This is a genomic window from Rhizobium sp. NPDC090279 (assembly GCF_044769665.1).
In the GTDB taxonomy this organism is placed as follows: domain Bacteria; phylum Pseudomonadota; class Alphaproteobacteria; order Rhizobiales; family Rhizobiaceae; genus Rhizobium.
This window is the reverse complement of sequence record NZ_JBIVYI010000009.1, coordinates 166,912-192,353: the sequence shown is the minus strand read 5'-3', so window position 1 is coordinate 192,353 and position 25,442 is coordinate 166,912. Positions and strand designations below refer to the sequence as shown.

Annotated in this window: 22 protein-coding genes; 2 read left to right on the top strand and 20 right to left on the bottom strand. The window is 59.7% G+C overall.

Going from position 1 to position 25,442, the window contains the following annotated elements:
* Positions 1–51: 51 nt before the first annotated feature.
* Positions 52–891, bottom strand: a complete 840-nt coding sequence (gene kdsA / locus ACIQWP_RS22945) for a 3-deoxy-8-phosphooctulonate synthase (protein ID WP_402792610.1) — start codon at positions 889–891, stop codon at positions 52–54.
* Positions 888–1,775 carry a VOC family protein gene (locus tag ACIQWP_RS22940; RefSeq protein WP_402792608.1) on the bottom strand — a complete coding sequence of 296 codons (888 nt, stop codon included), beginning with the start codon at positions 1,773–1,775 and terminating at the stop codon, positions 888–890. The genes kdsA and ACIQWP_RS22940 overlap by 4 nt, the downstream gene beginning before the upstream one ends.
* Before the next feature lie 418 nt (positions 1,776–2,193).
* Between ACIQWP_RS22940 and lexA the strand changes: the two genes are divergently transcribed.
* Complete coding sequence (lexA, locus tag ACIQWP_RS22935; RefSeq protein ID WP_047633298.1) at positions 2,194–2,916, top strand: transcriptional repressor LexA; 723 nt, start codon at positions 2,194–2,196, stop codon at positions 2,914–2,916.
* Here the strand turns inward: lexA and ACIQWP_RS22930 are convergent.
* Positions 2,897–5,347, bottom strand: a complete 2,451-nt coding sequence (locus ACIQWP_RS22930) for a ComEC/Rec2 family competence protein (RefSeq protein ID WP_402792950.1) — start codon at positions 5,345–5,347, stop codon at positions 2,897–2,899. The two genes, lexA and ACIQWP_RS22930, sit on opposite strands and share 20 nt — an antisense overlap.
* A 290-nt stretch (positions 5,348–5,637) precedes the next feature.
* Between ACIQWP_RS22930 and gltA the strand changes: the two genes are divergently transcribed.
* The gene (gene gltA / locus ACIQWP_RS22925; protein ID WP_402792605.1) at positions 5,638–6,927 is read left to right on the top strand and encodes a citrate synthase; all 1,290 of its coding nucleotides are present in this window, start codon (positions 5,638–5,640) and stop codon (positions 6,925–6,927) included.
* Positions 6,928–6,953: 26 nt separating this feature from the next.
* On the opposite strand, the gene lpxB is transcribed toward gltA, so the two are convergent.
* From lpxB to ACIQWP_RS22840, 17 genes are all read right to left on the bottom strand, one after another.
* Positions 6,954–8,135 (bottom strand): lipid-A-disaccharide synthase, encoded by a 1,182-nt coding sequence (gene lpxB / locus ACIQWP_RS22920; RefSeq protein WP_402792604.1) that lies wholly within the window; start codon positions 8,133–8,135, stop codon positions 6,954–6,956.
* Positions 8,132–9,013, bottom strand: coding sequence for an LpxI family protein (locus tag ACIQWP_RS22915; RefSeq protein WP_402792602.1), 882 nt, complete (start codon positions 9,011–9,013; stop codon positions 8,132–8,134). The genes lpxB and ACIQWP_RS22915 overlap by 4 nt, the downstream gene beginning before the upstream one ends.
* Before the next feature lies 1 nt (position 9,014).
* Entirely contained in the window at positions 9,015–9,830 is an 816-nt protein-coding gene (gene lpxA, locus ACIQWP_RS22910) for an acyl-ACP--UDP-N-acetylglucosamine O-acyltransferase (protein WP_402792600.1), read from the bottom strand.
* The gene (gene fabZ / locus ACIQWP_RS22905; RefSeq protein ID WP_402792598.1) at positions 9,827–10,300 is read right to left on the bottom strand and encodes a 3-hydroxyacyl-ACP dehydratase FabZ; all 474 of its coding nucleotides are present in this window, start codon (positions 10,298–10,300) and stop codon (positions 9,827–9,829) included. The genes lpxA and fabZ overlap by 4 nt, the downstream gene beginning before the upstream one ends.
* On the bottom strand, positions 10,293–11,360 hold the full coding sequence (gene lpxD, locus ACIQWP_RS22900) for a UDP-3-O-(3-hydroxymyristoyl)glucosamine N-acyltransferase (protein ID WP_402792596.1): 1,068 nt from the start codon (positions 11,358–11,360) through the stop codon (positions 10,293–10,295). Before lpxD ends, fabZ begins: the two co-directional genes overlap by 8 nt.
* Before the next feature lie 51 nt (positions 11,361–11,411).
* A complete protein-coding gene (gene bamA, locus ACIQWP_RS22895; RefSeq protein ID WP_402792594.1) occupies positions 11,412–13,751 on the bottom strand; it encodes an outer membrane protein assembly factor BamA in 2,340 nt (779 codons plus the stop codon).
* A gap of 196 nt (positions 13,752–13,947) precedes the next feature.
* Positions 13,948–15,621, bottom strand: a complete 1,674-nt coding sequence (rseP, locus tag ACIQWP_RS22890) for an RIP metalloprotease RseP (protein WP_402792592.1) — start codon at positions 15,619–15,621, stop codon at positions 13,948–13,950.
* A gap of 18 nt (positions 15,622–15,639) precedes the next feature.
* On the bottom strand, positions 15,640–16,479 hold the full coding sequence (locus ACIQWP_RS22885; protein WP_402792590.1) for a phosphatidate cytidylyltransferase: 840 nt from the start codon (positions 16,477–16,479) through the stop codon (positions 15,640–15,642).
* Positions 16,479–17,222 carry an isoprenyl transferase gene (locus tag ACIQWP_RS22880; protein WP_402792588.1) on the bottom strand — a complete coding sequence of 248 codons (744 nt, stop codon included), beginning with the start codon at positions 17,220–17,222 and terminating at the stop codon, positions 16,479–16,481. The genes ACIQWP_RS22885 and ACIQWP_RS22880 overlap by 1 nt, the downstream gene beginning before the upstream one ends.
* Before the next feature lie 107 nt (positions 17,223–17,329).
* Entirely contained in the window at positions 17,330–17,890 is a 561-nt protein-coding gene (gene frr / locus ACIQWP_RS22875) for a ribosome recycling factor (protein WP_402792586.1), read from the bottom strand.
* 55 nt (positions 17,891–17,945) lie between these two features.
* On the bottom strand, positions 17,946–18,665 hold the full coding sequence (gene pyrH, locus ACIQWP_RS22870; protein ID WP_402792583.1) for a UMP kinase: 720 nt from the start codon (positions 18,663–18,665) through the stop codon (positions 17,946–17,948).
* Between the two features lie 134 nt (positions 18,666–18,799).
* Positions 18,800–19,726, bottom strand: coding sequence for a translation elongation factor Ts (gene tsf, locus ACIQWP_RS22865; RefSeq protein ID WP_402792580.1), 927 nt, complete (start codon positions 19,724–19,726; stop codon positions 18,800–18,802).
* Between the two features lie 274 nt (positions 19,727–20,000).
* Positions 20,001–20,768, bottom strand: coding sequence for a 30S ribosomal protein S2 (gene rpsB / locus ACIQWP_RS22860; protein WP_402792577.1), 768 nt, complete (start codon positions 20,766–20,768; stop codon positions 20,001–20,003).
* 187 nt (positions 20,769–20,955) lie between these two features.
* Positions 20,956–22,062 carry a hypothetical protein gene (locus tag ACIQWP_RS22855; RefSeq protein ID WP_402792575.1) on the bottom strand — a complete coding sequence of 369 codons (1,107 nt, stop codon included), beginning with the start codon at positions 22,060–22,062 and terminating at the stop codon, positions 20,956–20,958.
* The gene (locus ACIQWP_RS22850) at positions 22,062–22,679 is read right to left on the bottom strand and encodes a 5-bromo-4-chloroindolyl phosphate hydrolysis family protein (RefSeq protein WP_402792572.1); all 618 of its coding nucleotides are present in this window, start codon (positions 22,677–22,679) and stop codon (positions 22,062–22,064) included. The genes ACIQWP_RS22855 and ACIQWP_RS22850 overlap by 1 nt, the downstream gene beginning before the upstream one ends.
* Before the next feature lie 7 nt (positions 22,680–22,686).
* The gene (locus tag ACIQWP_RS22845; protein WP_402792569.1) at positions 22,687–24,261 is read right to left on the bottom strand and encodes a substrate-binding domain-containing protein; all 1,575 of its coding nucleotides are present in this window, start codon (positions 24,259–24,261) and stop codon (positions 22,687–22,689) included.
* 5 nt (positions 24,262–24,266) lie between these two features.
* A complete protein-coding gene (locus ACIQWP_RS22840) occupies positions 24,267–25,346 on the bottom strand; it encodes a toxic anion resistance protein (RefSeq protein ID WP_402792566.1) in 1,080 nt (359 codons plus the stop codon).
* Positions 25,347–25,442: the final 96 nt, after the last annotated feature.

The following is a 25,442-nucleotide window of genomic DNA, read 5'->3' as shown; positions in this document are numbered from 1 at the left end:
CTCAGGCCCGTAACGCAAATTCATGTCAGCCTGTTGAATGCCGGCTACTTTTCAGGCCTTGGCGATGGCGTCGAAGGCCAAAAGCTTCTCCAGAAGCCGCGGCATGTCCTTCAGATAGACCATGTTCGGACCGTCGGACGGTGCATTGTCCGGGTCCTCATGCGTTTCGAGAAAGACGCCGGCAACGCCGACAGCAACGGCGGCACGCGCCAACGTTTCGACGAATCGACGATCGCCGCCGGTCGAACCGCCCTGCCCGCCGGGCTGCTGCACCGAATGAGTGGCATCGAAAATCACCGGAGCGCCCATCGCCGCCATGATCGGCAGCGAACGCATGTCGGAAACCAGCGTGTTGTAGCCGAAGGAAGCGCCGCGCTCGCAGAGAAGAATGTTCGGGTTGCCGCTGTCGTTCAGCTTGGCAAGCACGTTCTTCATGTCCCAGGGCGCCAGGAACTGCCCCTTCTTGACGTTGATGACACGGCCTGTCTTGGCGGCGGCGACCAGAAGATCGGTCTGGCGCGACAGGAAGGCCGGGATCTGCAGGATATCGACCGTCTTGGCGACGATGGCGCACTGCTCTTCCGTGTGGATATCGGTCAGGACCGGAAAGCCGTATTCCTTCTTCAGGTCGGCAAAAATCTCCAAGCCCTTTTCTATTCCAAGACCGCGGCCGGCGGTTAGCGAGGTGCGGTTCGCCTTATCATAGGAGGACTTATAGACAAGACCGATGCCGAGCTTGCCGCAAAGCTCCTTCAGGACACCGGCAACCATGAAGGCATGGTCGCGGCTTTCCATTGCGCAGGGGCCGGCAATCAACGACAGCTTGGCGGTGTTGGAAAACAGAACCTTGGAGGCTCCTTCGCCGACGGTCACTTCGGAATTCGTGCTCATGCTATCTCCTCGAAGGCGAACATCGCGCCCGCTCCGGGCGCCAGCCTTGCCAATAGACGATTGTTCTTACGCGTGTAGGTGACGCCGTTAGCAGCGAAATGCGACGATGTCACGGAAAGATCGCGCGTTTTGAAAAGGATTGCGCGCGCCCTGAGCCCCGGATCGTCGCCGCGAACCGGCAAATCATAGAATGCCTCCATTCCTTCCGGCGTCAAAATCTCCAGATCGACATTGGCGGCCCTGATCGTCAGGCCGAAGGAATGCTCCATGATCCGAGGGCCGCCGACAACCTCTTCGAAGAAGCTGCGATATGCCGCCGGCTTCGGCGCACCAAGCGCCACCTGCGCGATGCCGGTTACGCCGTTTTCGTGACGCTCGAGCACGCTGCGGTCGGCCGGCAGGGCATTGATGCGCTGGCAGCAGAAGGCGAGAAAATCCGGCGCACGCAGATCGACCGCAAAGGCGAGACGAAAACCGGCCATGGTTTCAGTTCCGTCCGGCATCTTCATCGGGCGGGAGAAATCCAGCATTTGCCCCGCCGAAATCGCCGCCGCTCTGAAACGCTCGTCATCCGCAACGGCATCGTCTGTGCCGAACACCACGGCCGAAAAGCCATCCTGCCCGACCCGAAAGCGGTAAGCCTGATCGCGAGCGACGAAGACATTGCCATCCACGATGCTTTCCTCGCATCGCTCCAGAGACGCCACGCCCAAAGGTTCCAGATAGGTTTTGTCGGCAAGGAAGACGCAGGCGTTTTCCGTGCCGAAGGGATGGCGCGCATCCGGAGCCACCGTAAAGCCGAGCTTGCCGAGGCGCTCGCGCGCCAAAGCGATGTTGACGGTCGGCAGTACGAGATGATCCAGCGGATGCGGGGATGAAGCCATGGTTCCTCCTGTTTGCCTTCAAAAGCAGATTTGCGCCCATCCCTCGCGCAATTCAAGATGGAAGTACCATACTCCAAGGCTGGCGAACTGGACGGAGTACAATCTCGCAAACGTGATGACTGATTCTCCAGCGCGGTCGGCTTATGCCATGTCACATCGCATCGATCCACGTCTTCGCAACACCGGCTGGCCTACAGAACGTTGAAAACGGATCGGGCAGCATTTCGCATATTTTTCCTTATGTTAGTGCAGATATAGCGCCTTGTTGCTCTCAGCCCGTCCATTCGCAGGCGGTAATTATTTAACTGGCCCAACAAGGCTTTACCGAAATTTAAGTACTTGCGGAACACATATGGAACATATAGTGTCCGTTCTGGATTTGTTTCACCGTTTTTCTTGATTCTGGGGTTCCAAGACGATGTTGACGCGCAAGCAGCAGGAACTGCTTCTCTTCATTCACGAACGCATGAAGGAGTCCGGTGTTCCGCCATCTTTCGACGAGATGAAGGACGCACTGGATCTGGCATCCAAATCCGGCATTCACCGTTTGATCACGGCGCTGGAGGAGCGAGGCTTCATTCGCCGACTGCCGAACCGGGCCAGAGCGCTCGAAGTCATCAAGCTGCCGGATGCCTATAATCCCAGCTTGCAGCCACGCCGCGGCTTTTCGCCGAGCGTCATCGAGGGCAGTCTCGGCAAGCCGCAGCCTGTCGCTCCACCCGCTCCGCCGAAAGTCGCGAATGACGATCATAACGGCTCAGCCTCCGTGCCCGTCATGGGCCGCATCGCCGCCGGCGTTCCGATTTCCGCCATCCAGAACAATACGCACGATATTACCGTCCCCGCCGACATGCTCGGCTCCGGTGAACACTATGCGCTTGAGGTTCGCGGAGACTCGATGATCGACGCAGGCATTTTCGATGGTGATACGGTCATCATCCGCAATTCGACGACGGCCAATCCCGGCGATATCGTCGTAGCGCTCGTCGACGACGAAGAGGCAACGTTGAAGCGCTTCCGTCGCAAGGGCGCCTCGATCGCGCTGGAAGCAGCCAACCCGGCCTATGAGACCCGCATCTTTGGACCGGATCGCGTCAAGGTCCAGGGTAAACTCGTCGGCCTTATTCGGCGCTATCACTGACCGGTGACGCCGGCACGATTAGCGCGTCGAATTTGTCGGTGCGCCAGTCATAAGTTCGATGTCTGGTCCATGGTCGCTGCGGATCTTGGAATGCCGCGGAAACGACGGGCTCTTCGGCACTGAGCGCCATTTCGATCGATCCCGTTCGCCGCAATGTGGCGCCGGTAATAAGTGTCGCGCCGGAGCGGCACCGATCCAATCGTAGTCGGATCGGCGTCACGACAATATTTGCGGTATCGCAGGCGGACGGCAGATAGGCCGCATTCTCTACGGTCGCCAATATGGCGCCATTGTCGAGCATCGCCATGCACCATGCGCCTTTCTGGCAGACGAAACTTCCCTGCATTGTCCGGTCGAGCGCCTCTTCCATGGCCTTGCGGACCGCATTTTGCTCTTCGCCGCTTAATCGCCTACGGCGATCAGCCTTGCTGATCTGCGGGAGCCGGCTATCGTTGGCAAGCATGGTCGGCGGCTGATGTTCCGCTGCAGCCAGGGCCTTTTGCCATTGTTCGAAAATGAAGGCCTGCGGCCTCTCGCGATTGGTAACAAGTATATCGTCCTGCCGCAGCGCCACCAGGACGCCATCCTCGGAAATCATCAGATCGGGCTTCGGCACACCGGTCCCGAATGCCGCCACGCCAACGGACGCGAGCAGCAATAGCAGGCCGAGATGGCGAAGCCGCGTTCGCAATATGCTCATGACCAGGAAGCCGACGATGAATGTCGGCATCAGCCAGGCGGGCTGACGACCGAAGGTGATGTCACCTCCCCAGCCGGCTACTGTTCTTGCAATCACTATGACGAGTTCCAGTCCCTCTCCTGTGACCTTCCAAAAGGGTGCATCGAGACCGAGAGGCATAAGCAGCATCGCCGCCATGCCGAAGGGCATGACGACGAAGGAGACCACCGGCATGGCCGCAAGATTGGCGGCAAGGCCATATGTCGCCAATCGGTGAAAATGCTCGATGGAGAAGATAGCGGTCGACGCGCCGCCGATGAAAGAAGTCGACAACACGCCACCGAAGAAACGGGAGACAAAAAGCAGCGGACTTACCAGACGGGCGCGCGACAGGATATTTTCGCGATGCCGCCGCCGCTTCCATAGCGAATAGCCAGACACCAGCGCCAACGTTGCGGCATAGGACATCTGAAAACTCGGGCCGAGCACCTGCGACGGCGATAGAACGAGAATGACGATAGCGGATAACGCAACATTGCGCAGGCTGAGCGATGGCCGATCGAAAAGCACGGCGACCAGCATGATCGCCATCATGATGAAAGCCCGCTCAGCGGAGACGCCGAAGCCGGAGATGAGATAGTACGCCGTCACCGTGACAAGTGCGCCGAAGGCCGCGAATTTCTTTGTCGGCCAAGCCTGCACGACGCCAGGAAACAGGCTGAACAGATAGCGCAGGCCGACATAGAAGATGCCGGCCGACAGCGCCATGTTCAGGCCCGAAATCGCAATGATATGGGTCAGGCCGGCAATTCTCAGGGCCTCGGTCGTATCCTTGGAGATCGCCCGTCTCTCATCGGTGACAAGCGCGGCGGCAAAGGCGCCGGTATCGCCCGGCAGGGTTTGCCTGATCCTGTCGCCGATGCTGTTGCGCAGGCCGGCAAGCCAGATATCGGCCCTGTCGATCGGCGAGTCCGCAGCATTATCACCGGCCGGCGACAATAGTTTCGGCGTTCCATAGGCAAAGCCATTCGCGCCGATGCCGTTGAAATAGGAACTGAAGGCGAAATCGTTGAGGCCGGGCAAGGCTGGTCCCGCCGGAGGCGTCAGACGCGCCCTGCCCTGGACACGATCGCCGAGTTCAAACGGCTCCGCCTGCTTGCGCACGAAGATCGTCACCCGCTCCGGCGAGCGGCGGATGGTCGGCTTTTCCGTTGCCTCGACGCGGACGACATAGCGCCAGCGTCCATTGTCATAGGATTCCCGTCGCTCGACCTGACCAGTCACGGTCGTCGTCACGGCGGAATCGAGCATGATAGTGGAGGCCCTCCAGCTTTCGCATTGTGCCAGCGCCATGCCCAGACAAAGAAGCATGCCGGCGAAAAGCGAATGGCGAAGCAGCCTGCCCGCTTCCCGCCTGAGCAGATAAGCACCAGTAAGGACCAGCAGGCCTGCAAGAATGGCCTGCGGCGGCGGATCGCTGCCAGCCTTGAACCAGAAGATCGCGCCGAGGCCCATGTAGATCGGCGCGAGCAGGATGGCGCGGCCATGGGCCGCCTCCTCTTCGATCAGTGTGAGAGTACCGGCACGAATGCGGCTCAGTATCCGCAACAGCCGCGATGTCAGACGGGCCTGCTCCTGCGTCCGTTCCCGTTGTCCTGCTTCGGCACGGAGAACAATCGTGGCAACAACAGGGCGAGGCTGCAGGGGCGCAGCAACGCCCCGGCCACTCTCCTGTTGCTCAGATGCCTCCAAATTAGGCACGCGCTGCCGCCCCCACGCAAAACTACAGCTTTCGCGCGATTTTTGCCGTCACCACACAATGAATTCAATCGAAATCGGCATGAGCGGAGCTAAATTGGGCCGGTTTCGCCGCGTAGCACAATCGATGACGCTTCTGCAGTGCCCTAAAGTTGATACTGCATTGCACAATTCAGCGTTAGGATAACTTGGCATTAGGCTCTGGATCATATAGCTAGTCGGTAGTCGCTTAACCTTTTGGCGCTTTTTATGGCGTCAATCCCGCCAAATCTTGGAGGATCAGCATGACGGAACAAAGCGCGAAACTAACTTGGGGTGAAAAGACGGTGGACTTGCCGGTCAAGACCGGAACCATCGGCCCAAGTGTCATTGATATTGGTGCCCTTTATAAGAACACCTCCACTTTCACTTACGATCCTGGCTTCACCTCCACCGCGTCGTGCGAGTCCAGCATCACCTATATTGATGGCGACGAAGGCGTTCTGCTGCATCGCGGCTATCCGATCGATCAGCTGGCCGAACACGGCGATTTCCTCGAGGTATGCTACCTCCTTCTCTACGGCGAACTGCCGACGGCAGCGCAGAAGAAGGACTTCGATCATCGTGTGACCCATCACACGATGGTGCACGAGCAGATGTCGCGCTTTTTCACCGGCTTCCGCCGCGACGCGCATCCGATGGCCGTCATGTGCGGCTGCGTCGGTGCTCTCTCGGCCTTCTATCACGACTCGACCGACATCACCGATCCGCACCAGCGCATGGTTGCAAGCCTGCGCATGATCGCCAAGATGCCGACGCTCGCCGCCATGGCCTACAAGTACCATATCGGCCAGCCCTTCGTTTATCCGAAGAACGACCTCGACTATGCGTCGAACTTCCTGCGCATGTGCTTTGCTGTTCCCTGCGAAGAGTATGTGGTCAATCCGGTGCTTGCGCGCGCCATGGACCGCATCTTCATCCTGCATGCCGACCACGAGCAGAATGCCTCGACCTCGACAGTCCGCCTTGCAGGCTCTTCGGGCGCCAATCCGTTTGCCTGTATCGCCGCAGGCATTGCCTGCCTCTGGGGCCCGGCTCATGGCGGCGCCAACGAAGCCGCGCTGAACATGCTCAGCGAAATCGGCTCCGTCGACCGCATTCCGGAATATATCGCCCGTGCGAAGGACAAGAACGACCCGTTCCGCCTGATGGGCTTTGGCCACCGCGTCTACAAGAACTACGACCCGCGTGCCAAAATCATGCAGAAGACGGCGCACGAAGTTCTCGGTGAACTCGGCATCAAGGACGATCCGCTGCTCGATATCGCGATCGAGCTGGAGCGCATCGCACTCACCGATGAATATTTCATCGAAAAGAAGCTCTACCCGAACGTCGACTTCTATTCCGGCATCACGCTGAAGGCTCTCGGCTTCCCCACGACCATGTTCACCGTGCTGTTCGCTCTTGCCCGCACCGTCGGCTGGATCGCACAGTGGAACGAAATGATCGAAGACCCGCATCAGCGCATCGGTCGTCCGCGCCAGCTCTACACCGGAGCGCCGCTGCGCGAATACGTGCCTGTTTCCAAGCGCTAAGCTTTGGAGTTGAAACAAAAAACCGGTCAGAGATGACCGGTTTTTTTATTGGATACGACCGCCAGAATGATCGCCGCCGCCTTGTCGCCTGGCGGCTCCTCGGTCTGCATGCGCTGCCAGACCAGATCGTAGCCCGCAAGCATTGCTCGGCGTTCGGGACTGTCGCTTGACAGGCGCTCCATATAACGGGCGAGCAGTCCCGGCCGTAAAACATCGTTGATGAGCTCGGGCAGCACGGCGTAGTCGGCAATCAGGTTCGGCAGGGCCGCCGTCCAGACCTTGATACGCGACATCACGAATCTCGCCAGCCACTCCGTCTTGTAGGTCGAAACCACAGGAACGCCGGCAAGACCCAATTCCAGGATTACCGTACCTGACGCGGCCATGGCGGCATCCGCCCGCGCGAAGGCTTGCCATTTTGCGTCCTGACCAATGAGAATCTCCGGCTTGGCACTCCAGCTCTCGATCAGCGAGCGCACGAGCGCCTCCTGCTTTGGCACGGTCGGCAGCAGGTAGCGAACATTATCATTTCGCCGGCTCAGTTCTTCGGTAGCCCGCTCAAAAACCGGTAGGAGTTGCCGGATCTCCGATGCGCGTGATCCGGGCAGAAGCAGGATCGTTTTCTGCGCATCAGGGCCAGCCAGGCCGCGCAGGGTACGCTGGCGACGCGTCTCCAGCAGATCGGCATCGACCGTCAGGCGATGGCCGACATAAGTGGTAGCCGGACCATCCAGGCGCTCCATGGCGGCAGGTTCGAAGGGGAGGACAGCCAGCACATGGTCGACATAGGCAAGCATCTTCTGCGCACGATATTCCTTCCACGCCCAGACGCTGGGACAGACGTAATTGACGATCGGCAGATCGGGCAGAGCCTTGCGCACCCGCTTCGCCACGCGATGGGTGAAATCAGGGCTGTCGATGATCAGGAGCACGTCCGGCTTTGCGGCGATGATCGCATCCGCCGTCTGCCTGATGCGCGCAAGCAATTTCGGCAGCCGTTTGATGACTTGAATGAAGCCCATGATCGAAAGTTCGGAATAATCGAAGAGCGAGCGCAGACCCTGCGCCTCCAGAGCTTCACCGCCGACGCCCACCAGCTCGACCGGGCCGCCGTAACGCCGCTTCAGGGCGGCGGCGAGATCGCCTCCCAGCAGATCGCCGGAGACCTCTCCGGCGACGACGGCAAGTTTCAAGGGCGCAGCGCTCACATAAAGCCCTCCGCACTCAGGCCCCGATCAATTCCGCAGATGAAAATGCCGGCCTCGTCGGCAGCGGCGATCACCGCCTGCCGGTCGAGGATCAACGCTCTTCCTGCTTCGACGGCAACACCTGCCAGCCCAGCCTTCTTGGCGTTCAACACTGTAGAGACGCCAATCGATGGCAAATCGGCCCGGACATCCTGTTGCGGCTTGCAGAGCTTGACGAGAACACCGCGACGTCGGGTCGAGATGCGCCCGGCGGCGCGCAGCTCGGCAACCCGTTCGATCATCTTGTCGGTGCCTTCTGCGCCTTCCAATGCGACAACACGGCCGCCGACGCTGACGGCGCCCTGCCCGACATCCAGAAGCCCGAGCGCGTCTGCAGCCTTGGCGCCCTGCGCAATATCGCGCAGATCCTCGTCCGCTGGCGAGATTTTCCCAAGAGGGCCGGTCGTCGCCAAGAGATCGGGGGCGATTTCATGCGCACCCACGACGCGGACACCGCCGGCCTCGATCAGGCGAATGACCATCTGCAGCACAGCATTGTCACCACCGGAAAGAAGTGTTCGAATGGTCAAGGGCAATTCCCTGATCACGCGCCAGGTCGGATGAATCTCGCGCCAAGGCGGGCGACGGGCGACGCCGCCGGACATGACGACCCGGTCAACGCCATAGCGCCGAAACGTGGCTTCAAGGCCTGAAAAATTACCGACGCCGAGATTGGCATGATCAAAAGCGGACCAATCACGGTCCGCCTCATCGGTCAATGCGATGATGACGGGGTCTTCGCCGGCCTGCCGGGCGGCGTCGGCGACATAAACAGGCAAAAGCCCACTGCCTGCGATGATCGCCAGCCTGCCGTCGCCGTTTTGGCCGGCCGAAACCACGTCAGCTCTTGCCGCGATTGGGCGACGACAGCGCACGGTCGCTATCGGCTGCAATGAAATCGAGGATCTCGACCACTTCCTTGCAATCGGCATATTCGTCGCGGATCGCCGCGGCGTTGTCACGGATCGAACCTTCGCCCTCGAAGATGCTCTTGTAGGCGCGTCGAACCCTGTGAATGACAGCGCGGTCTATGCCGGCGCGCGACATGCCGACAATATTGAGGCCCGAGAGTACGCCAGGGTTGCCGTTCAACATGCCGTAGGGAATGACATCATAGCTTGCAGCCGAAAGGCCGCCGATGAAGGCCTGTCGGCCGATGCGTGTGAACTGATGCACAGCGCAGCCGCCGCCAAGAATGGCCCGGTCTTCGACGACCACATGCCCTGCCAACATGACATTGTTCGACATGATGACATTGTTGCCGATGCGGCAATCGTGAGCCACATGCGAATTGGCGAGGAACAGGTTGCTATTGCCGACAATCGTCTTGCCGCCGTAATCCGCGGTACCGGTATTGATGGTCACGCCTTCGCGGATCGTGCAATTCTCACCGACATCCAGCGTCGTCTCTTCGCCGCCGTGATGCACGCTCTGCGGATCGCCGCCGACAACGGCCATCGGAAAGATCTTCGTTCCCTTGCCGATCGTGGTCCGTCCGGTCACAACGGCATTATTGAGCAGCTGAACATTGTCATGCAGCACCACCTTGGGACCGACATAGCAGAACGGTCCGATCGTCACGTCTTCGCCGATGACTGCACCATCCTCGACGACCGCCTGCTTGTGGATGCGGGCGCTTCTTGCAATGCTGCTCATGCCTGCTCCTGATCCTTCCGTACGATCATCGCACCGATATCGGCCTCGGCGACCAGAGAACCATCGACCTTGGCATCACAATGGAATTTCCAGATGGTCCCGCGCTGCTTCTGCTTGACGACGTGGAATTCGACGCGGTCGCCCGGCACAACCGGCCTGCGGAAGCGGGCATTATCGATCGTCATGAAGTAGACGAGATTGCCGCCGATGCCATCCTTGCGGGCGCAGATGGCGCCGGCAGTCTGCGCCATGCCCTCGATGAGCAGCACACCCGGCATGATAGGCGATTCCGGGAAGTGCCCGGTGAATTGCGGCTCGTTGGCCGTCACGTTCTTGATGCCGATCGCGGAATTGTCGCCATCGATCTCGATGATCTTGTCGACCATCAGGAAGGGGTAGCGATGCGGCAAAAGCTTCATAATTTCCAGAACGTCAGCCGATGACAACGAGGTCTTGGCTCCTTCAGTCATGCTCCGCACTCCCGTCTTTCTTTTCTCTAGCTCCTGACCGCTTTGCGATCTCCGCCGATTCCCTTAGAAAATCCCAAAGCGGCCGCGCCGGGAGACCTGCATAGCGCTCGCCCGCCGGGATGCTGTTCATCACGCCGCTCTTGGCACCGATCTGCGCGCCGTCGCCAATGTGGATATGCCCGTTTAGACCCGCCTGACCGCCGATCTGCACGCCATCACCGATCACCGTGCTGCCGGCGATACCGACCTGGCTGACGATAGCACAGTGACGACCGATGCGGACGTTATGTCCGATCTGAACCTGATTGTCGATCTTGGTGCCTTCGCCGATCACGGTATCGTCCATGGTGCCGCGATCGATCGTCGTATTGGCGCCGATCTCGACATTGTCCTGGATGATGACACGCCCGATCTGCACGATCTTGACCATGCCGCGCGGCCCTGGCGCATAGCCGAAACCATCCTGGCCGATGCGCGCACCATTATGGACGATGACGCCATTACCGAGATAGGCGCAGAGCACGCTCGCCCCCCCGCCGATGCTGCAATTGCGCCCGATTTTGACGCCCGGTCCGATAAGAGCATTGGGGCCGATATACGTCCCCTCGCCGATTTCCGCACCAGGACCGATGATCGCACCCGGCTCGACGCCGATATTGGCCTCCAGCTTCGCAGTCGCATCGATCGTGGCAGCAGGCGAAATCGTTCCCGAATTCGACGTGAACGCAATCGGCCGCATGGCTTGTGGATGCAGCAAGCCACCGACAATCGCGAAATCCGTATGCGGCTTCTTCGACAGAAGCACCGGAATATGATCAGGGACGAAAGATTTCAGTGCCGGAAGGCAAATGATAGCCGAAGCCTTGCAGGTCTCCAGCTCGGCCCGATTCTTTCGGGAAAGGATATAGCAAATGTCACCCTCGCCCGCGCGATAGACGGGAGCGATAGATCTGATAACGACCTCCGAAGAGGCCGTATCAGCAAGTTCCGCCCCAAGATGTTCAGCCAGCTTTTTCAAGCTGATGCCACCATGGGGCGGGAAAAAACCAGTATGTTCCATAAGCACCAGCTCCAGAACGGTGTTCAAGCCCGCAGTTCTGGACTGCCGATATCAGAACTGGTTGGCGATGCCAAACCGGAAATTCTCAACCTGGTCGTAATCCTGCTTGAGAACCGGCACAGCATAGTCGACACGGATGACACCGAACGGCGACGACCAGATCAGACCGGCACCGAGCGAGGCGCGGATGGAGCTGTCGTTGAAAACCGAATCGCCGAAGGAATTCGCCTTGTTACCGTAGAGCGTACCCGCGTCCGCGAAAGCTGCGACACGCAGACCGATATCCTGCGGTATGCCCGGCATCGGCATGCTCGCTTCAGCCGAAGCAGTAAAGTAAGTCGTGCCACCGAGCGGATTGTTGTCGTTATTGCCCACACGCGGACCGATACCAGCATTCTGGAAGCCGCGGATTTCACGGCCACCCAGCGTGAACTGGTCGAAGACGTTCAGCTTGCCGTCCGTCGGCATCACATAACCAGCACCGACCGTTATCGAGCCGATGATATCGGCTTCGTCGCTGATCATCTTGTAGTAACGAGCCTTGCCACTCAGCTTGTAGAAGTTGGAGTCGCCGCCCAGCCCCGCAAATTCATGCGTGAACTTGGCGATGATACCTTCACGCGGCAGATTCTGGTCGTCCAGCGTGTTGTAGGTGAAGGTTTGCGAAACCGTTGACTGGGTCCAGGGACCGTTCTCAATAAGATTGACATACGCACGCGAAAGATTGTCCTGCCAATCGTTCGTGCCGTCGTAGGTCAGGCGCTTGTAGTTATAGCGCAGGGTGGTCGCCAGGTTCTCGGTGATCGGCGCGGTCACGCGCAGCGAGAAGCCTTCTTCCGAATAATCATAGTAGTCCGCGCTCGACGTCTGGTTCTTGAAGATGTCGAAACCGGCAGCCAGACGATAACCGAGGAAATAGGGCTCGGTGAACGAGATGTTGTAGGTACGGTTGCCTTCCGTGCCGGCGCCTGCGGCGAGACGGATGTACTGACCGCGACCGAGGAAGTTCTTTTCTTCGACCGAGGCTTCCAGAAGCAGACCACCGTTGTTGCCGACAGCGTAACCGGCGCCGATGCCGAACGAGCCCGTCGGCTGATCTTCGACGTTGACGATAACAATCACGCGGTCCGGAGCGCTACCCTGTGCCGTGGTGATGTCGACCTTGGTGAAGTAGCCGAGCGCATCAAGGCGACGCTTGGCGCGCGTGATCATTTCCTGGTTGAAGGCATCGCCTTCGTTGAGGTCGAACTCGCGGCGAATGACGTAATCGCGCGTGCGGGTGTTGCCGCGGATTTCGATACGCTCGACATAGGCGCGCTCGCCCTGGTCGACCAGATATTCGATGCCGATGGTGTGACCCGTGAGATCACGATTGCCGCGCGGCGTAATGCGGGCAAACGGATAACCGGCCGCCGCGACGCGCTTGGAAATGTTCTCGATCGAGGTCTGGATATCCTTGGCGCTGTAGACATCGCCCTTGTGGGTGATGACAAGGCCCTTCAGCTCGTCGGCATTGATGCCTTCGACGGTCGAGATGACATTGACGTCGCCGTAGGTGTAGCGCGGACCTTCATCGACGTTGAAGTTCAGCGTGTATTCGTTGTTCTGCTCGTTCAGCGTCGCATCGGCGCTGACGATGCGGAAATCAGCATAGCCATGGTTGTAGTAGAACTGGCGCAGCTGATCCTGGTCGCCCTGCAGCCGGTCGGCGCTGTAGACGTCCTTGCGCGTCAGGAACGACAGGAAGTTGCTCTTCTTCGTGCTGATGACCGAAGCAAGGCGACCGCTGCCATAGGCCTGGTTGCCCGAAAAATTGATCTTGTCGATCTTGGTGCGATCGCCTTCGTTGATGACGAAGGCCACGTTCAGACGGCCCGGCGAGACCTCGGCGGTCTGCGTCGTCACCTGCACATCGTTACGTCCGATGGATGCATAGGCATCCCGGATGGTCTTGATGTCGGCCTGGACGGTCGCTTCATTGTACGGGCCTGCCGCATGGGTCTGGACGATGCCCTGAAGCTTGTCGTCCTTGATCTTGCGGTTACCGTTGAAGACCACGGCGTTGACCAGCTTGTTTTCGCTGACCGACACGACCAGCGTGCTGCCCGAAACGGTAATGTGGACATCGGAGAAATATCCAGTGGCATAAAGCTGCTTCACTGAAGCGTCGATGTCACTGGGGGAGAAGTTCTTACCGGGCTTAATCGAGATGTTATCCCGAACAGCCGTTGCGCCGACACGTTCAGCTCCGCGAACGTCGACCCGCTGAATGACAGCTGCTTCCGCGACTGAAACAGAGGCAAGGGTGATCACACCAGCGCCCGACGCAACAACACCTGCAGACAGCGCTACCGCCGACACTGCGTTCAAAAATTTTGAACCAGCCTTCATTTCACTTCTTACCTTTTTTTCAATCGTCCCCAGCCCCGAGCGAACCCGATTCCGGCCACGTGTGTCGTTTTACCCGCTTTTGACATACAAGCAAGGGAGCACGTTAATTTCTGTTTACTTCATTTCAAAGCGTGGCCCATTCGCCACTACGGCTTTGAAACATCGTAAATAAATCGTAATTTCCTCTCGTCGCCGACTAGCCTAATCTGGAACTAATATCGTTCCAGGTCGCAAACACCATGAGCGAGAGCACCATCGCAAATCCGATCCGGAAAGCGATATCCTGCGCCCGTGCACCCAGAGGTTTTCCCCTTACGGCTTCAATCGCATAGAACATCAGATGGCCGCCATCAAGTACCGGAACCGGCATCAAATTTAATAACCCTATTGAAACAGAAAGTATGGCGGCGAATTGGAGCACCGCAGAAAAGCCCAGAGTTGCCATCTGCCCGGAAAGTTGCGCAACCCGAATCGGGCCACCGAGCTGATCGGCCTTCATATAGCCGCCGATGACATTGCCGATATATTCGAAAGTGCCGGAAACGATGCTGCCAGTCTGCTTCACACCCTCGGCAAGCGCCTGCAGCGGCCCGTAGGCCTCGTAACGCAGCCTGATCGGCTTCTGGCCATCACCGATGCCGATCGTGGCTATTTCCGTCCGGGCGCCGAAGACATCGGTCTCTTCCGACTTTCTCGGCGTCACCGTCACGTCGCGCGTCTGGCCGTTGTGTTCGACCGACAACGTCATGGGCTTGTCGGCATGGGTCGCCGCATAACGCTGCACTTCGCCGATGGTGCCGATCTCTCGCCCGTCCACAGAAAGAATACGGTCACCGAGCTCAAGACCCGCCGTCTGCGCCGGACTGTCGGAACCGATTGATGCGACCAGCGGATCGATCGGCGCAATGCCGATGCTGCCAACATCCTTCTTGTTGCCGGATGCATCCGTACCCACCAACGTCTCGGTCACTATCGGGAAATCGCGGATCACGTCATTGCGCTGTATGGTCAGCACGATGCCTTTGCCAGGGCGATCGGCGATATAACGACCGATATCATAATAGGTGGCGGCATTGTTGCCATCGACCGCAATCAGCCGATCTCCCGCCTGCACGCCGGCCTTTGCCGCCGGCCCAGCCGGCTCCACAGCGGTCACGACGGGATCGACGAGCGCAATGCCGATGCGGCCCATCTCCATCTTGTTGCCGAACTGATCGGTGTCCTCGACCAATTTCGGGACGATCCGGAAATCCCGATTCTGGCCATCCCGGTCGACGGTCAGCACAATGGTACGGCCCGGGCGCAGCCCGACATAGCGCTGCACTTCATCGAAAGTCGTCACTTTGTTGCCATCGACGGCAATCAGGCGGTCTCCCGGCTCGATGCCGGCCTCGGCAGCAGCGCCGTCGCGCGTCACCATGGCGACGACAGGATCGGCGACCGTGCGGCCGTAAATGCTGAAAAGAACTGCGAAGATCGCAATGGCGAGAAGGAAATTGGCGATCGGACCCGCTGCAACGGTTGCGGCCCGCTTCCAGAGCTTGGCCCCGGCAAAGGATTGGGCGCGCTCCTCCTCCGTCATCGCCGAGAGCTGATCCACGTCAGTCTTGCTGGAGGCGTCCTCGTCACCGAAGAATCGCACGTAGCCGCCGAGCGGAATGAGGGAAAGCTTCCAGCGCGTGCCGTGCCTGTCAGTAAATCCGGCAATCTCCGGCCCGAAACCGATCGAGAATGCCATGATGCGGATGCCTGACCAGCGGCCGACCAGATAATGGCCCATTTCGTGCACAAAAACGAGCAACGACAGCACGAAGACAAACGTGATGACGTTGTTCGTCAAGAAACCGATGAAGCCAGCCGCGCTACCCATGCAACGATCCTGTTCGTGTTAGTATCCGACCCCGAGCAGAACGCCGCCCAATGAAAAGGTCTCGCCGCTCATTGTCAGCGATATTACGATAGCCAACAAAAACGCTGCAAAACAAGCAAAAATTAGTCCATCGACCCGATCCATGACGCCGCCATGGCCGGGAATCAGATGGCTTGAGTCTTTCACGCCGAACTTGCGCTTGATGAACGACTCGAACAGGTCGCCGATCTGGCTGCAAACGGAAAGCACCAGGGCAAGAACGGGAATCCGCAGATTATCGGCGGAAAAGAAGCTCCAGACCACCGCCGTTCCCGCGATGACGGCCGCAATCGCGCCGCCGATCGCACCCGACCATGTCTTGCCCGGCGATATCCGCGGCGCCAGTTTCGGCCCACCAATGGCGCGACCGACGAAATAGGCAAAGATGTCCGTTGCCCACACCGTGGCAAGAACGAACAGCATCAGCACGAAACCGCGAAAATCATCGTCGCGGATCTCCGCAAGGGCAATCGCCGTCAGTCCGGAATAGAATATGCCTCCCGGCAGCCACCAGCTCTTGCCACGAGCGGCGACCATGATCGCCGTAACTGCGACGAAGGCGAGCAGAACCTCGATGGAATAGACGGACTCGCTTAAGGCCGTCGCACCGGCGATCAGTACCAGCCCAAGCCAGCCAAGCGCGTTCCCTTGAGGATCGCGACCGTGCAGATCCGATATCGTCGACCATTCATAATAGACGAGCAGGCCGATCACGGCAGCCAGGAGGCGAAAGGCCGAACCGCCATACCATGTCGCCGCAAGAACGATGACTGCGAGAATGATGCCGGAGATGATGCGCAGCCTGAGTTCGCGGCTCATCAAGACCCCACGGCCGCCTGCTTGGCGGAAAGGCCGCCAAAGCGCCGGTCGCGCGCAGCATATTTCTCCAGTGCGGAGAAGAAGAGATCGCGGCTGAAATCGGGCCAGTAGTCCGGCACGAACATGAATTCCGAATAGGCGGCCTGCCAGAGCAGGAAGTTCGAGAGCCGCTCCTCGCCGCTCGTCCGGATAATGAGATCCGGATCGGGAATGCCGGCGGTGTCCAGACGGGCATCGACCAGTTCCGGAGTGATGTCCTGCGGGCGCAACCGCCCGGCCTCGACATCCTTGGCGAGGCTTACGAAGGCTCGCGTGATCTCGTCGCGCGAACCGTAGTTGAAGGCAATGACCAGTGTCAGGGCCGTATTGTTCCTGGTGGTCTCTTCCGCCTCGATCAGCAAGGGCAGGATATCGCCGCGCAGGCCGGTACGGTCGCCGATGACTCGGATGCGCACATTTTGGCGATGAAGTTCGGCCAAGTCCCGCCGGATGAAGGCCTTGAGAAGGCCGAGGAGATCACTCACCTCCGCCTCGGGACGGCGCCAGTTCTCCGAAGAGAAGGCGAAAAGCGTGAGGTATTTTATGCCGATATCGCCAGCCGCCCGCACTGTCTCACGAACCGCCTCCACTCCCTTGCGATGACCCATGGTGCGCGGCAGGCCGCGCGCATTGGCCCAGCGACCGTTGCCGTCCATAATGATGGCAACGTGTTCGGGTACGACAGAGAACGTAGGAGCTGACATATGGGTCCGGTTTCGTTCGGCGAAAAGATGCTCTGGCCTCGTAATCTAGGGCGCAATCACCGCTTTCAATGTTTCCAAATCGAAAGCGTGATGTCCCCAGCATACGATCAGACCTGCATGATTTCCTTTTCTTTATCGGCTAGCAAGCGGTCGACTTCCGAAATCGTCTCATCTGTCATCTTCTGCACACGCTCGGAGAGGGATCGGCTCTCATCCTGGCCGATTACGCCATCCTTTTCGGCCTTTTTGAGACCGTCCATGCCGTCGCGACGAACGTGGCGAATCGCCACCTTGGCTTTCTCGGCATATTCGTGAGCGACCTTGACGAGCGAACGGCGGCGCTCTTCATTGAGTTCCGGCAGCGGAATGCGCAGGTTCTGGCCATCGATGATGGGATTGAGGCCAAGATTGGATTCGCGGATCGCACGCTCGACGGCACCCACCATCGACTTGTCCCAAACCGATACGGACAACATGCGCGGTTCCGGGACGGTGATGTTCGAAACCTGGTTCAGCGGCATGCGCGAGCCATAGGCCTCGATCGTGACCGGATCGAGGATGTTGGCGGATGCGCGCCCGGTGCGCAGCGAGGCGATGTCGCTCTTGAATGCAGCGATGGCGCCATCCATGCGGCGCTTCAGTTCCTTGAGGTCTGTGCCGTCACTCATGTCTATACTCCCCTGTAAAAAGGCGACGCCGAGGCGGCCCGGCGCCACAGGAATGTCAATTGTCTGATACGATGGTCTTGCGGCCGCCGCCGGTCAAGATTTCCGCGAAACCGCCCTTCTCGTGAATGGAAAAAACAATGATCGGAATCGAGTTTTCCCGAGCAAGGGCTACGGCGGCCACGTCCATCACGGCCAATCCCTTCTCAAGCACCTGGCTATGGGTCAGATGTTCGAAACGCTCGGCATCGGGAAACTTCTTCGGATCGGCGGAATAGATGCCGTCGACCTGCGTACCCTTGAAGATCGCCTGCGCACCCATCTCCGCTGCGCGCAATGCGGCTGCCGAATCGGTGGTAAAGAACGGATTGCCCGTGCCGCCGGCGAAGATCACCACGCGGCCGAGCGAAAGATGATAAAGCGTGGCGCGCTGCGAGAAGCTCTCGCAGATTTCCGGCATGGAAATGGCCGACAGTACGACGGTGTCGATATCGAGCTTGCGCAGCGAGGTCGCGAGCGCCAGCGCGTTGATGACGGTTCCGAGCATGCCCATATGGTCGCCGGTTACGCGATCACCACCCTTGGAGGCCACGGCGACGCCGCGGAAGATGTTGCCGCCGCCGACGACCACGCCGACTTCAACGCCCATTGCACGCGCTTCCGCGATATCGGAGGCAATCCGGTCGGAAACGGTCACGTCGATACCGAATCCCTGACTGCCCATAAGGGCTTCGCCGGAGGCCTTGAGCAGTACGCGCTTGTAGATCGGCTGAGACATCGTGGCTCCTTGAAGTGATCGCGGGGGATGATTGTGAAAGCCGGATACACGAAGGGCACCGCGTTGTCACGCGATGCCCATACGTTTTCCCTGATATGGTTTCACCAATCCGGGATATGATTTCTTTTTGCTAATCAGCCCTTGGCGACAGCGGCAACTTCGGCAGCGAAGTCGGATTCTTCCTTCTCGACGCCTTCGCCGAGCAGCAGACGGGCCATGCCGACGACTTCGATCGCGGCGCCGGCGGTCTTTTCAGCTTCCTTGATGGCAGCACCGACCGTCAGGTCCGGATTGATGACGAAGGCCTGCGAGAGAAGAGCGACTTCCTCGAAGAACTTGCGCATGCGGCCTTCCACCATTTTTTCGATGATGGCTTCCGGCTTGCCGGATTCGCGGGACTGCTCGATGAAGACGTTGCGATCGCGCTCGGCGACTGCGGCATAGACTACTTCGGCGCGGATAGCCAGCGGGTTGGTAGCAGCAATGTGCATGGCAACCTGACGGCCGATCGACGTCAGAACGGCCTTGTCACCGACCGACTTCAGGGCGACCAGAACGCCGAGCTTGCCGATACCGTCGCCGGCAGCGTTGTGGATGTAGGTCGCCACGACGCCGTGCTCGACTTCCAGCTTGGCCGCACGACGAAGCGTCATGTTCTCGCCGATGGTTGCGATCGCGTCCTTGATGGTGTCGGCGACCGGCTTGCCGGATGCGGGATAGGTCGCAGCCGAAATGGCTTCGACCGTACCGTCGGTGGACAGCGCAACTTCGGCGATGCCGCGAGCGAGGTCCTGGAAGGCATCGTTACGGGCAACGAAGTCGGTTTCGGAATTAAGCTCGACAACAACGGCCTTGTGACCGGCGCCGGCAATGGCGACCAAGCCTTCAGCGGCGGTGCGGCCGGACTTCTTGTCGGCCTTGGAGATGCCCTTGGCGCGCAGCCAGTCGATCGCGGCTTCGATATCGCCGTTGGTTTCGATCAGCGCCTTCTTGCAGTCCATCATGCCTGCGCCAGACTTTTCGCGCAGTTCCTTCACCAGTGCAGCCGTAATCTCGGTCATAAGCTTCCTCTTTGTCGGTTCATACGGTGCGGCAAGCGGTTTTGAGCCGAGGCGGCACCGATTTGAGGGACGAAATGTACCCGTAAGTATGACAGCGTTATGAAGCCGCGTCACACTCTGGAATTCTTGATTGGAACATGCCTGGATTTACCGCCCAGGCAAGGCGTTATGCAAAACGCGATAAGGCCGCTCGAACTTGTTGAAGTCGCAAACGGCCTTATCCCGGATGTCATTGCGCCTGGGCGGACGACAGTCCGTCCGCCTCTTGGCGCGATCAGGCTTCGGTGCCGTCCGCCAGGGTCGGCTCGATCGGAGCTTCCTCGGCAGCGCCGAGGTCACGACCGGATGCACCCTGCTGGCGAGCAATGCCGTCGATGGCAGCGCGCGCGATCAGGTCGCAGTAAAGAGCGATGGCGCGCGAAGCGTCGTCGTTGCCCGGGATCGGATAGTCGATCAGGTCCGGATCGCAGTTCGAGTCGATGATGGCGACGACCGGGATGCCGAGGCGCTTGGCTTCGTCGATCGCGATCTTTTCCTTGTTGGTGTCGATGATGAACATCAGGTCCGGCGTGCCGCCCATGTCCTTGATACCACCGAGGGCCTTGTCGAGCTTTTCGCGCTCGCGCTCAAGGTTCAGACGCTCCTTCTTAGTGAAGCCCTGGGCTTCGCCGGAGAGGATCTCGTCGAGCTTGCGCAGACGCTGGATCGAGTTGGAGATCGTCTTCCAGTTGGTCATCATGCCGCCGAGCCAGCGGGCGTTGACGTAGTACTGAGCCGAGCGCTTTGCGCTGTCGGCGATCAGTTCAGACGCCTGACGCTTGGTGCCGACGAACAGAACGCGGCCGCCACGGGCAACGGTGTCGCTGACAACCTGCAGGGCGCGGCTCAGCAACGGAACCGTCTGCGCGAGGTCGATGATGTGAATGTTGTTACGATCGCCGAAAATGTACGGCTTCATCTTCGGGTTCCAGCGATGCGTCTGGTGGCCGAAGTGAACACCTGCTTCGAGAAGCTGGCGCATAGAAAAATCGGGCAATGCCATGCCTTTGTATCCTTTTCCGGTTGAACCTCCGCAAGGCGAACAGCACCCTCTTCGAGAATGCCACCGGGCGGAACGATCCGGATTTCTCCCGGACAATCCCATGCCTTACGTGTGGAATGGGGGTGCCCATACATTCGATTCGCTTGGAATGCAAGGCTTTTGGATCGAAAAATAACGCGCCCTGCCCTCAGCTGGCGAGTTTATCGAGCAGCGCCAGCATGACATTGGCGTCCGGCATCGGCAATACGGCATCGATTTCAGCCGGCAGCAGACCAGCAATCGCGCTGTCGGCATCACCTGTCGCTGTGCCCAGAGGTCCACGGAAGCCGTGCTTGGTCCAGGCGAGCTCCTGCAATCGCGGACTGATGAGAGCCTCGATCATGCGATCGACCTGCTCGTCGATGGCAATCAGCGGATGCGCCGAATAGATAGTCGGATGCGGATAGAGGACGACGGGTTTGGCGCCGTTTCCGGCCTGTATCCGCTGCCAGCGCTTCGGATCGGCAAGTATCCATTCCACGAGCTGGTTTTCGTAACCGACGATCATCGGTTCGCCGCCGATGCCGCCGGCGAGATATTGCTCAAAGAGCTTGCCCGACGATGACGACTTGAAACCCATGTTGCGGAAGATGGTCTGTGCCTTGTCTCCGAACTGGCTGAGAGCGTCAGCGCTGGCCACGTTGCCGTTCAGGAGGCTGAGCACGAGGCCGGAAAACATGAAACCGGAGTTGGAACGGTTGGGGTCCGTCGAGACGATTCTGGCTTGGCCGTAGAGCGAATTGACGCCGAGCTTCGACCAATTCGTCCCGGCAAGCACGGCATCCAGCAGCGCCTTGAGATCGAGCTGGTGCTGCCCTTCCGTTGTCGTGGTGACGAGCCCCGCCTTGGTCAATCCATCGACGACTGGCTGCCAGGAATAGACGACAACGGGCGTATTGAGGATGACGCGGTCGTTGCGGATCTTGATGCCGCCCTGCCGGGCGATATCGACCATGATCGACGAGGAGGGCCAGAGGAAGGCCGGATTCTGCGACAGGAGCGCCTGTTCGCGCACCATCTCCACCGAGCCGGCGACGCGGCTGTTGATTTCGAGCCCGTGGCTGTGCAACGCCGAAATCACATTGCTGTCGGCCAGGAATGCTTCCTTCTCGCCACCGATGAAGCCGAAGAGCTTTGTGCGGTTGCCGAGCAATCCCTGCAGCTCCGGCCGGTCCTTGACGGCGAAATAGCCGCCCGTTCCCGCGACACCGACGGCAAGAAGCCCTACTCCAAAAGCGCGGCGGGAAATGGCCATCAGCGTCCTATATCCTCTTTGAGCGAGGCCTGTATCAGGCGCAGCTCCGTATCAAGCGTATCGAGCCTGTCTTCGACCAGGCTATCGGAATAGTGTACGAAAGCGTCTTCCAGTTTGGTCAGAACGAGACCGACCTCCTGCAGACGCGCAACATCCGGCTGGCGTTTCGCCTCGATTGTGGCAAATCCCTCCGCCACCTCGGCGGCACGCGGCAGGTAATAGCTGAGAAACCGCCTCACCGTGCCGGCACTTTCCGGGTTGGCCTCCACCTTGGTGAAAACGTCGGCGGCAATTTCCGCCAGATGCCGCACCCGCTTTGCCGTTTCCTTGCTGCCGATCTGGTTCGCCGACGCTTCGAGCCTCTGGGCTGCGGGAGTAGCCGCGCTCAACAGGTCGCGGGCAAAATCCAGGCGCCCCCTGCCGATCGTTTTCGCATCCACCCCCTCGAACAAGCGCTTGGGCGCGAGCACGAAGATCAGGCCGACGAAGACCAACAGACCGATGATCGCCGCGATCCATATCGGCATGCCGGCAAGGAAGCTAAGCACGGGAACGACGATCGCGGCGGCGAGCCCCGCCACGATCCAATTCCAGTCATTGCCGAACCAGTTGCGCATTATCGTCCTAATTATAGCCGCGCACCGCCCGGAATGCGCTGACGAGATCGCCACGGCCGTCGAAGACACGCGCCGAAGTTTCCTGCGCGAGGGCATCGAGCTGCCGCTTGTCCGCATCGCCGAAGGTGATGCCGAATACCGGCACATGCGGGCTGACCGACGCCCATCGGCTCATGAAATCGCCATTGGCGTCATCGGATTTTCCGTCGGTCATGATGACGATCGCCGGCAGGTAGGATGACAGATCCCGCGTCCCCTTCATCCAGTCAAGCGCCCGGCTCGCGCAGGCATACATATCCGTGCCGCCGCCGGCACGCTGGCGAGAGACCTTGTCGACCAGCATTTTCTGCTGAGCCGGATTTCCCGTGCCCTCGAAGGTCATGCGGACATTGGCGTCGAAGGGAATCACCATGATGCGATCGGCCGGCGTCCATTGCGCCAGCACCTTGCCCGTTTCATCCGGATTGAACAGGAATTGCATGGCCGCTTGCAGCTGCTCTTCGCCCTTGCCTCCCATCGAGCCTGAAAAATCAAGGCAGAGCGCTGTCAGTGAAGGCTTGCGCAGCGCCACCTGATAGAGATCCAGCGCCTGGCGGATCATGGCGGGCTCGGGCATGCGGATTGCGGTCACGATCCGGGTCGGATCGAAATTCCATGTCGGGTCCGGTTTGGCGGCGATATCGGACAAGGGAATGCGTCGGCCCGTATCGGCGATACGGGTCTGCACCGGGGCCGACCGCAAATAGTCGGCGAGCTGGTTGAAGAAGGTCTCGACCTCCTGCCCTCGCCCGTGGTCGACGAAGCCGATCGGCGAATCGGCAACCACCACGCCATCGGCCGGATAGATCGCATAGAGCGGTTCCTTGCCCATACCGGCGAGCTTGTCGTTGGTTTCCTTCAGGATCGCTTCGTAATTCCACATGGCGTCGTAGAGCACGCCCTTGCCGGCGGAATCCGTATAGAGATCCGCAAGCCAGCCCGACGAGCCCGACGAGCGCTCGACGCCGGCAAGCAGGGATCGAACCGTACCCTGGACATCGGGCTTGTCGAGATCGCCCGGCTCGATGACCGGCTTGTTGCCGAGCGCGCTCGACAGCATGGCGAGATAGGCACTGGCGCCGGAATTGGATTGCGTCGCCGACGTCATGAGGAACTTCAGCGAGCCGTTCTTAACCGCCGCCAGAATGTCTTTCATATAGACCGGCTTGCCGACCCAGCCGAGCGCCTCGGCCTTGGACTTGCGCACGCCGAGAATGACCGGCATCTGCGCAACTGACGTCAGCGACTTCACGCGGCGCTTGGCATCGAACATGTCGACCCAGACGCCCGACGCCGGCCAGACGGCATCCTGTTCGACGCCCTGCTCGCTCTGGAGCGCCAGGCCGATATCCAGCGTCCCCTCATAGGTGAAGCTGCAGGTCGCCTTCTTCTCCCTGCAGAATTCCTCGACGATCGGTTGAAGAACAGTGTTTTCGGAGCCGGAAACGATCGAGAACTTCGGGCCCTGGCCGCCGACGTCGCAGCCGCTCAGCGCAAGAGCTGCCGCGAGCGTCAGGCCGGTAACGAATGTGCGGATTGTCATGCGAATTACCGCGCCTCGATCATTGCTTTCTTGAGCTCGATGGTCATTTTCTGCATCCGCTGCTCAGCCTCGGCCCGCTTGGCGCGGCCATCCTCCTGCACCTTCAGAACGCCGCCGATGGTGTCGATGAGATCGCGATTGGCTGCGGCGAGCGTGTCGATATCGACGATACCGCGCTGCGATTGCTGCTCTATGGCAATCGCCTGATCCTTCATCATTTTCGACGCCTGGCGGATCATGTCGTTGGTGGCGTCGGTGACGGTCTTCTGCAGTTCGAGCGCGGACTTCTGCTGGGTCAGGCCGAGCAGAATCACCATCTTCTGCTTCCATGCCGGCACCGTCAGCGCAGATGTCGCCTGAAGATTTTCGATCAGCGTCTCGTCTCCCGCCTGGACGATGCGGATCTGCGGCAGTTGCTGAATGCCGAGCTGACGGGCTTGCTGCAGGTAGAAAACCCGCTTTTCGAGTCGATCCAGAGCCTGCAGGCTGTCCTGATAGACCTGCGCCTCCAGCATGCCGCCGCCGGGACCGGTGGAGGCTGCGTCGGCCGTGCTCTTCAGGCGTGGAAGTTCGGTCGCGCGAAAGCGCTCGGCGAAATCCTTGCCGGCCTGCACATAAGCGTCGAGGTGCACGATGGATAGCTTGGTCTCTTCGTGCAGATCGTCCAGGAGGGCGATGTCCCTGCGCAGAACGTCCTTGTGCCGATCGAGCTCGAGCCCGATTCGGTCGATCTGACCGGCCACATCCTCGAACTGTTCCTTGAAGCGCTCCAGCTTGGCCCTGAACGAGGAGAACATCCGGGACAGGAAACCCTCGTCCTTCAGGGAGGCCGGATCGAGTTTCTTCGATTTGACGATGATATCGGTCAACAGCTTGCCGACCTCGCCGAGATCGCGGTTGCGCACCTCGCGCAGGATACGGTCGGAATAGTCGGAGACGGCCTGCTGGGCGCGGTCGCCATAGACGGAAATGCCAGCACGGTCGGTTAGATCGATGCTGTCACCGATGCGGGCGATTTCCGCAGGATCGGCTGCAACAGCCGGCAAGGTATTATTGGAACCGGTGGAGATATCGGTATTGCTCATAGGTCGTGCTTTCTCGTCCATAGACTCGGGAGCCGACCGCAAAAAATGCCAATCGCCCCCAAGACGATGCCCCCGCGCGCCCCACTACAATTCCAG

Excerpts from the sequence above, each read along its gene's own strand:
- lpxD (WP_402792596.1), bottom strand. The coding sequence starts at position 11,360 with ATGGAACATACTGGTTTTTTCCCGCCCCATGGTGGCATCAGCTTGAAA.
- rpsB (WP_402792577.1), bottom strand. The coding sequence starts at position 20,768 with ATGGCATTGCCCGATTTTTCTATGCGCCAGCTTCTCGAAGCAGGTGTT.
- tsf (WP_402792580.1), bottom strand. The coding sequence starts at position 19,726 with ATGACCGAGATTACGGCTGCACTGGTGAAGGAACTGCGCGAAAAGTCT.
- ACIQWP_RS22840 (WP_402792566.1), bottom strand. The coding sequence starts at position 25,346 with ATGAGCAATACCGATATCTCCACCGGTTCCAATAATACCTTGCCGGCT.
- lexA (WP_047633298.1), top strand. The coding sequence starts at position 2,194 with ATGTTGACGCGCAAGCAGCAGGAACTGCTTCTCTTCATTCACGAACGC.
- pyrH (WP_402792583.1), bottom strand. The coding sequence starts at position 18,665 with ATGTCTCAGCCGATCTACAAGCGCGTACTGCTCAAGGCCTCCGGCGAA.
- bamA (WP_402792594.1), bottom strand. The coding sequence starts at position 13,751 with ATGAAGGCTGGTTCAAAATTTTTGAACGCAGTGTCGGCGGTAGCGCTG.
- ACIQWP_RS22885 (WP_402792590.1), bottom strand. The coding sequence starts at position 16,479 with ATGAGCCGCGAACTCAGGCTGCGCATCATCTCCGGCATCATTCTCGCA.
- lpxA (WP_402792600.1), bottom strand. The coding sequence starts at position 9,830 with ATGAGCAGCATTGCAAGAAGCGCCCGCATCCACAAGCAGGCGGTCGTC.
- frr (WP_402792586.1), bottom strand. The coding sequence starts at position 17,890 with ATGAGTGACGGCACAGACCTCAAGGAACTGAAGCGCCGCATGGATGGC.
- rseP (WP_402792592.1), bottom strand. The coding sequence starts at position 15,621 with ATGGGTAGCGCGGCTGGCTTCATCGGTTTCTTGACGAACAACGTCATC.
- ACIQWP_RS22845 (WP_402792569.1), bottom strand. The coding sequence starts at position 24,261 with ATGACAATCCGCACATTCGTTACCGGCCTGACGCTCGCGGCAGCTCTT.
- kdsA (WP_402792610.1), bottom strand. The coding sequence starts at position 891 with ATGAGCACGAATTCCGAAGTGACCGTCGGCGAAGGAGCCTCCAAGGTT.
- ACIQWP_RS22880 (WP_402792588.1), bottom strand. The coding sequence starts at position 17,222 with ATGTCAGCTCCTACGTTCTCTGTCGTACCCGAACACGTTGCCATCATT.
- fabZ (WP_402792598.1), bottom strand. The coding sequence starts at position 10,300 with ATGACTGAAGGAGCCAAGACCTCGTTGTCATCGGCTGACGTTCTGGAA.
- ACIQWP_RS22850 (WP_402792572.1), bottom strand. The coding sequence starts at position 22,679 with ATGCGCAACTGGTTCGGCAATGACTGGAATTGGATCGTGGCGGGGCTC.
- ACIQWP_RS22855 (WP_402792575.1), bottom strand. The coding sequence starts at position 22,062 with ATGGCCATTTCCCGCCGCGCTTTTGGAGTAGGGCTTCTTGCCGTCGGT.
- gltA (WP_402792605.1), top strand. The coding sequence starts at position 5,638 with ATGACGGAACAAAGCGCGAAACTAACTTGGGGTGAAAAGACGGTGGAC.
- ACIQWP_RS22940 (WP_402792608.1), bottom strand. The coding sequence starts at position 1,775 with ATGGCTTCATCCCCGCATCCGCTGGATCATCTCGTACTGCCGACCGTC.